This window comes from Edaphocola flava, assembly GCF_004118155.1.
Classification (GTDB): Bacteria; Bacteroidota; Bacteroidia; order Chitinophagales; family Chitinophagaceae; genus Edaphocola; species Edaphocola flava.
On record NZ_SAIQ01000008.1, the window covers coordinates 1 to 7,361 of the forward strand.

Genomic DNA, 7,361 nt, shown 5'->3' on the forward strand with positions numbered 1-7,361 from the left:
TACTCAAGACAAGACTACCACAACAGGTAATGTAATACAAGCAATACCATACAAATAAATAGCCCATACACAAAAGCGCCCTGAAAACAGGGCGCTTTTTCTGTATTAGTAGTTATCTTATTTTTGGGTTACATTATATTATCAGATACACTGAAATGATAGCCTTTCCCTTTTAAAGTTATAATTTCTACACCGAGGCCTTTCGCAAAGTACTCCCGAAGCCTGCGTATATACACATCCAGGTTGCGACTGATAAAATAAGAGTCATCTCCCCATATCATCTTCATCAGTTCTCGACGGTCTATAGGCTCATTGGGTGACATGCAAAATATATTCAGTATCTCCGTTTCTCTGTTGGAAAGCTTTATGGTTTCCGTAGGTCCGAATAGTTTCATGAGCTGAGGAGCATATCTGAATGTACCTAGTTTAAATTCCTGGGGAATCATTTTCTGGACTGCCGCTTCTGATTGGTTGAGGATAGATATTTGGTTATCTATACGTACCATGAGCTCCTCCAGACTAAATGGCTTTTTTATATAATCCGTTCCTCCGGAACTGAAGCCCTCAACAATATCCTGTGTCTGACTTTTGGCTGTCAGAAATATAATGGGTAGTTTGGGGTAAGCCTGTCTTATCGTTCTCCCGAGGCTGTATCCATCAATATATGGAAGCATAATGTCGAGTACACAAACATCAGGCAGAAAGGAGGTGATCAGATCCAGGATCTTTGTTCCCTCTGTCTGATGCTGTACCCTGTAGCCTTTTATCTCAAGCGTTTCCTTTACAATACTGGCGAGATGTTCTTCATCCTCTATATATAGTACTTTATACTTCATCTTTATTTGATTCTGGTAGTGAAATACTGAATACGGCTCCCCATCCGGGCTCTTTTTGAAGACTAAGCATACCATTGTGGGCAGCAATAATGTACTGTGCATAAGATAATCCTAAACCGTATCCTTTTACATTATGGATATTCCCTTGTGGAACCCGTACAAATTTTTCAAAGATCCTGGATTGATAGGCTTGCGGTATACCCGTACCGTTATCAGCAATGCTGAGGTATATATTATGCTCCTTTTTGTAAAGGCTGATTCTGATAATATTATTTCCGTACTTTATTGCATTATCAATCAGATTATAAATAGCACCAGTCAGGTGTGTGCGATCTGCTGAGGCCAAGAATATCTCATCATCCTTTATATCCCAGATCAGCTGTATCTCCCGTTCGATAAATACCTGCTGCAGAGAATATGCGATTTCCTGTACCAGTTCTAAAAGATTTATGGTTTCTTTCTCAAGAATTAGTACCCCTTTGGTCGCCTGCGTAGTGTCCATAATCTTATTGATCATTGTCTCCAGGCGATTTATTTCCCACCCGGCCATTCTGAGATATCGCTTTGAGCGCTGCGGATCTTCCAGTGCATCGTACATACTTAATGCCTCAATTGCAACTTTGGTTGTGGCGACCGGGGTTTTAAGTTCATGAGAAATGTTGTCGATAAAGTGGTCTTTCTGTAATGAAAATAAAGTTTGTTGTTTTGTATTGCGATAAGCCAGAACAAAGGCCAGGCTTGATAATAAAAGGAGTACAAGGCAAAATGCAGTTTGGGCAATAATGGCTTTTGTGATATATAATTTATGGCTGGTCAGGATTAAACTACGCTCTGTATTTTTTGGTTTATAGCTGAATGCATGTGGCGTATTTCCAGTAGAAAGCCATTGCACTGCTATATTTGGCCACTTCTTATGTACTGCTGATGCAAACTCTTTCCGGAGTGAACTGGTATCTATTTTTACCTGGAAGGTATCCATTTCTATATCATTCATAATTTGCTGGAGTGCAAAGCGCAGGACCTTACGTGTGTCTTCCGGATGTTTCATTACTGATGCAGAATCCTGAGCAACAGTGTAGGAATGTATAGCAATACTACTGTTTTTGGAAATGAGCGTTGGTATGGCTGCAGTATCGCGGGGTAAAGGAAGTATTTTTCTGTCAGATGGTATGGCGGGTATAAACTTTACGTCCGGCGCACTGACATTGAATTCTATGGTATCAAAAGATTTATTGCCTAAGAGTAATGTTGTTACTTCTTTGTTTAAAAGACTATCAGACATTTTGGTTTCAACAGCATAAAATACAGTCTGTATATCCTTATCCAGCCGAGCAGACTCTTCTTTATATTGGCTCACGATCCACTTACAGAGAAACAATAGGAGCAATACTTCGCTGGCCAGCATAAGCCAGCTGATCAATTGTAATTTTCTTGCCTGTTTCGTCTTAACCAACACCTTCATAAATTGTTCTGTATGCAAATAAACTAAATGCTTTAGTAATACAGAAAATAGTTAACCTTATTTAACCTTATTTGGTTGGGAGTTAACCCCAGTCTGCATTTACGAGGAGTAGCTTTGCTCTGTCATTTTAAATCAAATAAAAACATGAAAAAGCTATTATTACTCCCTTTGCTGTTGATGACCATATACTCAATGGCACAGCAAACATTAGGCATGATTACTTATGAGCGTAAAGTATTTATCGATAAGGGGCAATTTGCCAATAGTAATTTACCGGATGGTCTTGCAGATATCATTCCTGCAGAGCAAAAATCATTGAAAACATTATACTTCACACCCGATGCAACATTGTATGAAAACAGTACGGTGAAAATGGAGGCAGCTCCGGAATATACAGAGGGGAACATGATGTTTCGTGCTGTAGGACAAGAGCCCGATGAAAAAGTATATACCGATATTAAGAACCAAAAGAAAACGGAGCAAAAGGATCTGATGGGCAAACAATTTATCATTCAAAGTGAGTCCTTACCTGCATCAAAATGGAAGACAACCGGAAGGCAAAAGAAAATATTGGGCATGCCTTGTATGGAAGCAACAATGATGGATGAGAAAGGGCAATACCAAATCATGGCCTGGTATACTACAGCCATACCCGTATCATCCGGGCCTGAAGGCATGAGCGGATTACCTGGTATGATTATGGAAGTATCTATCGGGCAAACCATGCTGATCACTGCAGTAAAAGTTGAACCAATAGATGCCAAAATGCTTACTCATGTTAAGCCACCAGCAAAAGGTAAAAAAGTTACAGCTAAAGAATATGAGGCCATCATGCAAAAGAAAATAGATGAAATGGAGCGGCAGTTCAAAGGAGAGGGTAACGTCATTTTTAAGGTTGAAAGATAAGTCATGCATATGTTTACAAAAATTGGCTTCTTTATACTAGCGTTACTCAGCTTTACATTAAACAATGTATATGCGGTTCAGTATAACCTTAAAGGTCAGGTAACAGATAGCCTGTACAACAGATTGGGCGGGGCTTCTATCTCGCTGCTTGATCCTTCTGATTCTACACTCGTAACGTTTGGCATCACGAACGCTCAGGGTTTTTATACGCTTACCGCTGTAAAGGAAGGCAGCTATTTACTACAGGTAGCGCTGATGGGTTATTATACACAATACAAATTGATAACCGTTAATGACCAGTTGACAACCGATCTGGGTATACAGGTATTGGCCGAAAATGCACAAGGTAGTGTACTGGATGAAGTCATTGTATCGGGAGAAAAGATACCTATACGCCTTAAAGGAGATACCCTGGAATATAATGCCGGATCATTCAAAGTTAAGCCGGACGCGGTTGTGGAGGATTTGCTGATAAAGATGCCTGGTATAGAAGTTGATAAGAATGGAAATATAAAATCGATGGGCAAGGCCGTAAATAAAATCCTGGTGGATGGAAAAGAGTTTTTCGGCGATGATCCTAAAGTTGCCACTAAAAATCTACCTGCAGATGCTGTTGATAAAGTCCAGGCCTTCGAAAAGAAATCCGATGCATCATTATTTTCCGGCATTGATGATGGTGAGCGGGAGCAACTTTAAATCTGGTATTGAAAGATGGAAAGAAAATAGGCTACTTTGGTGAAGCAAAAGCTGGAGGAGGCATTCCGGAAAAATATGAAGCATCCCTGAAAGCCTTTAAGTTTCGTCCTAAAAGTCAGCTGGCGGCGATGGGTATGCTTAATAATATTAATAAATTCGGATTCAGCTTTGAAGATTATTTCAATTTTAACGGAGGACTGAAATCACTTGTCGGTAACGGTGGTGAGATCAGGATTGATGAAGATGAGATGCCTATTGATGCCGGACAGCCGGTAACGGGTAATGTCAATTCAGGAGCATTCGCTTTAAATTATATGGCTGAACCTGATGCGCATAACCGCCTTTCATTTAACTATATGGGTAATGGAATGGACAAGCTCCTGGATCAATATACAAATACGAAAAATTTTATTCCCGAAGGCACTTTCACTACGGAGAAAAGTGAACAGAGCAAGTCTGCGAATCTGGTAAACAGAGCTTCTGTAAAATGGCGTCAGCAGGTCGATTCAGCTCATTTCATGACCTTCAATCTATATGGCCTTTTAGGATCCAGTAAACAAAATGAGCAATCGTTTTCAGAGAATTACAGGAATATAATTTTAGAAAATGATCTTGATAACTACATCAGTAATAAAGGCAAGAAAACTGAAGCAGGCGCTGATTTTACCTGGCTGCAAAAACAGAAGGGGAGCTGGCCGGTACTAAAAGCTGTATTGCAGGGTGGGTATAAAAAACAGTCCGGCAAAGAGTTCTGGCGCAACCGGACAGTGTATATTAATCCGGCTCAAGAAATAAGTGATGAGCAATACCGTAATTATACGGGTATCAGTGCTAACGGATCAGCGACCATGAGTGCAGTGCGTACATTGGGAAAAGGATATTTTCTTGAACCTTCATCTAGCATTGTACTGTCCACTGAAATGACCGATCGTAAACAAGGACCGCTTGACCTACCGGAGATGGTTACAGACTCATTAAGTCCCGCGTTTACAAGAAATGTAGTCACCTGGTCTAATGCTTTAGTATTGAAACGAAATCAGAAAACGCTGCGTTGGAACATGGGCCTGCAAAGAAAAGATTTGTGGTTGAACCCGGTGCTGAATGGGCAATCCCTGTATCAAAAGCATTATGGTTATTTCCTGCCGTCTATCTTCTGGGAAAAGGATCAGGACAGGGGTAAGCGCATTACGCTTTCATATAATACTTCTGTTGCAGCCCCGGATGCTGCACAATTAATGCCGGTAACCGATTACAGCAATCCATTGATGCTGACAAAAGGGAATGAACATTTGAAACCAGAGTATAATCATATTTTCAACGCCATGTATTTCTTATTTGATCAATTCAGCATGTCTTCTTTTTCAGCATCATTGAGGGGAAGTTATACGAACAATAAGATTGCATATGCCCGCACTGTGTCCTCAAACCTGGCACAACAACTGCAGTTGGTCAATACACCGTATGAGGTATCCTCACAATTATCGCTTGATTATTCCAGGCCAATTAATAGTATCGGACTCAATATTCATACAAGTATAAGTGAGACCTGGGCGCAAAGCCTTAATCCTGTAAATAGCATTAACAATAAGAATAACACTTTGTCTCATAAGCTGGATCTGAGTTTTAGCAATATCAGCAGCGATGTTTGGGATCTGCGTTGGGGAGGGAATATTAATATTTCAGATTCCCGTTATTCCATCAATAAAGAGATGAATAATCAGTATTATAATTATTCCGGGTTTGCACAGATCGGATACCGACCCACTGCCAAATGGAACTTTACCGCTTCCGGAGATATTACCCATTATACTGCCCGTAGTTTTGATCAGCCGGTTACCGTACCGATTGTAAGTGCAGAAATTACACGATATATTTTTGCGAATCAGCGAGGGGCCATATCTCTGAGGGCATTTGATTTGCTGGACAGAAACAAATCAGTACAGCGGATAAGCCAGCTGAACTATCTTATGGAACAGCGCTCTAATACTATCGGAAGATATGCAGTGCTTTCTTTCAGTTACAGGCTCAACAAAGCAGGTACACCTGGTAGTATTTCAGTACAGCGTTAATACCTGTTTGATAAAAAGGCAGAGGGTTGATCATTATAATGATCAACCCTCTGCCTTTTTATATTTGTTATCAGCCAAATTGTATCTGCCAGGAGCCTTCCCATTTTTGCTGTGGTTCCAGCATACATATTCCCTCTTTTTCTGCAAGCAGTCCGGATGCGCTTTCAACATCTGTAACCCCATTCCAGGGCTCGATACAGATAAAATTGGCATCTTTTTTACTCCATATTCCCAGGTAGGGAAACTGTTCAAAAGAAACTTCAATATATCGTTTGTCTTTCGAAGATGCTAAACGTATCTTTTTAGAGTTTAGCTGTTTAAAGATGAGTGCATCGTCATAGAACAAATCCTTTTTCAAGGACACTTTAGCGGCGTGCTGCAAAAAAGGAATACCTTGTTGTACCAGGTGTCCATCATGGTTTAGCGGATAGATATCTGCCTGCTCAGTTTGTTCAAATTGCAGTTCGTAATCCTCAAATTGTAAGGCATCATTAATTGGTATTTTAAATGCAGGATGCCCGCCAATAGAGAAATACATGTTATCATCCCCAGTATTCTCCACACTGTAGCGCACCGCCAAATGATCATCGGTAAGCTTATAATGCACCTTCAGACAGAATAGAAACGGATATTTAGCAAGTGTTTCGGCATCCGACTGCAGACTGAATGTAGCCTGGTCTGCTCCATGTTGTTCTGCAGTAAAATTCATGTCCCTGGCGAAACCGTGTCTGGGCAAGGAATACAGGAGTCCATTATGTGAAAATGTATCATTCTTTAGCGTACCCACTATCGGGAATAGGATAGGACTATGCTTGTTCCAGAAAGCAGGATTGCCATCCCATATATATTCAGTCTGGGTTTCTTTATGGTATAGACTGCAGAGTTCAGCACCTTTTAGGAGAATATTTACTCTTGCTGCGGGCGTTTCCAGTGTAAGCATCAGGTAGATTTGTTTTGGGCAAAATAAACAAATCACCTAAAAACATGAAATTACAGGTCTATTTTCTCTTATTTCCCCACCTCTTTACTTATATTTTAAAGAATATGTGTGGCTTGGAATGTATGCTGGTATTGGTTTATGATAAAAAGTAATCAGGTGTATTAGGTGTAAAATAGTAAAAAGATTTGTTCAGGAATTAATAAGGATCTATCTTTGCACTCCCTTACGGAAACGGGGGTAGGTCTTAAGATTGAATGGGAAGTGAGACTGGTATTGTGTTTGAGGTATTTTTGGAGGTTTGGTAACGGACCGAAGGGAATAAAAAAACTTCAAAAAAGATTTGGTTTTTATGGAAAGGTTATTTACCTTTGCACTCCCAACGAAACGGCGGTCGGCGCACGATAGGAGTTCGAGTCTCTGCGTTTAGCAAATGGTAACGAAAGTGTTACTAA

Annotated in this window: 6 protein-coding genes; 3 read left to right on the top strand and 3 right to left on the bottom strand. The window is 40.3% G+C overall.

Annotated features, from left to right (window positions below):
• Positions 1 to 128 precede the first annotated feature (128 nt).
• Together EMP01_RS15395 and EMP01_RS15400 are read right to left on the bottom strand one after the other, a co-directional pair.
• Positions 129 to 836, bottom strand: a complete 708-nt coding sequence (locus EMP01_RS15395; protein ID WP_129022459.1) for a response regulator transcription factor — start codon at positions 834 to 836, stop codon at positions 129 to 131.
• Positions 826 to 2,298 (bottom strand): sensor histidine kinase, encoded by a 1,473-nt coding sequence (locus tag EMP01_RS15400; protein WP_129022460.1) that lies wholly within the window; start codon positions 2,296 to 2,298, stop codon positions 826 to 828. The genes EMP01_RS15395 and EMP01_RS15400 overlap by 11 nt, the downstream gene beginning before the upstream one ends.
• Before the next feature lie 144 nt (positions 2,299 to 2,442).
• Between EMP01_RS15400 and EMP01_RS15405 the strand changes: the two genes are divergently transcribed.
• The 3 genes from EMP01_RS15405 to EMP01_RS15415 are packed head-to-tail and all read left to right on the top strand — an operon-like array spanning position 2,443 to position 5,969.
• Positions 2,443 to 3,204, top strand: coding sequence for a GLPGLI family protein (locus EMP01_RS15405; protein WP_129022461.1), 762 nt, complete (start codon positions 2,443 to 2,445; stop codon positions 3,202 to 3,204).
• A gap of 9 nt (positions 3,205 to 3,213) precedes the next feature.
• The gene (locus EMP01_RS15410) at positions 3,214 to 3,900 is read left to right on the top strand and encodes a carboxypeptidase regulatory-like domain-containing protein (protein ID WP_161971352.1); all 687 of its coding nucleotides are present in this window, start codon (positions 3,214 to 3,216) and stop codon (positions 3,898 to 3,900) included.
• 8 nt (positions 3,901 to 3,908) lie between these two features.
• Positions 3,909 to 5,969 carry an outer membrane beta-barrel protein gene (locus EMP01_RS15415; RefSeq protein ID WP_129022463.1) on the top strand — a complete coding sequence of 687 codons (2,061 nt, stop codon included), beginning with the start codon at positions 3,909 to 3,911 and terminating at the stop codon, positions 5,967 to 5,969.
• Positions 5,970 to 6,039: 70 nt separating this feature from the next.
• On the opposite strand, the gene EMP01_RS15420 is transcribed toward EMP01_RS15415, so the two are convergent.
• On the bottom strand, positions 6,040 to 6,909 hold the full coding sequence (locus EMP01_RS15420) for an aldose 1-epimerase family protein (protein WP_129022464.1): 870 nt from the start codon (positions 6,907 to 6,909) through the stop codon (positions 6,040 to 6,042).
• Positions 6,910 to 7,361 lie beyond the last annotated feature (452 nt).

Coding starts and splice junctions, on each gene's coding strand:
- EMP01_RS15395 (WP_129022459.1), bottom strand. CDS start 836: ATGAAGTATAAAGTACTATATATAGAGGATGAAGAACATCTCGCCAGT.
- EMP01_RS15400 (WP_129022460.1), bottom strand. CDS start 2,298: ATGAAGGTGTTGGTTAAGACGAAACAGGCAAGAAAATTACAATTGATC.
- EMP01_RS15405 (WP_129022461.1), top strand. CDS start 2,443: ATGAAAAAGCTATTATTACTCCCTTTGCTGTTGATGACCATATACTCA.
- EMP01_RS15410 (WP_161971352.1), top strand. CDS start 3,214: ATGTTTACAAAAATTGGCTTCTTTATACTAGCGTTACTCAGCTTTACA.
- EMP01_RS15420 (WP_129022464.1), bottom strand. CDS start 6,909: ATGCTTACACTGGAAACGCCCGCAGCAAGAGTAAATATTCTCCTAAAA.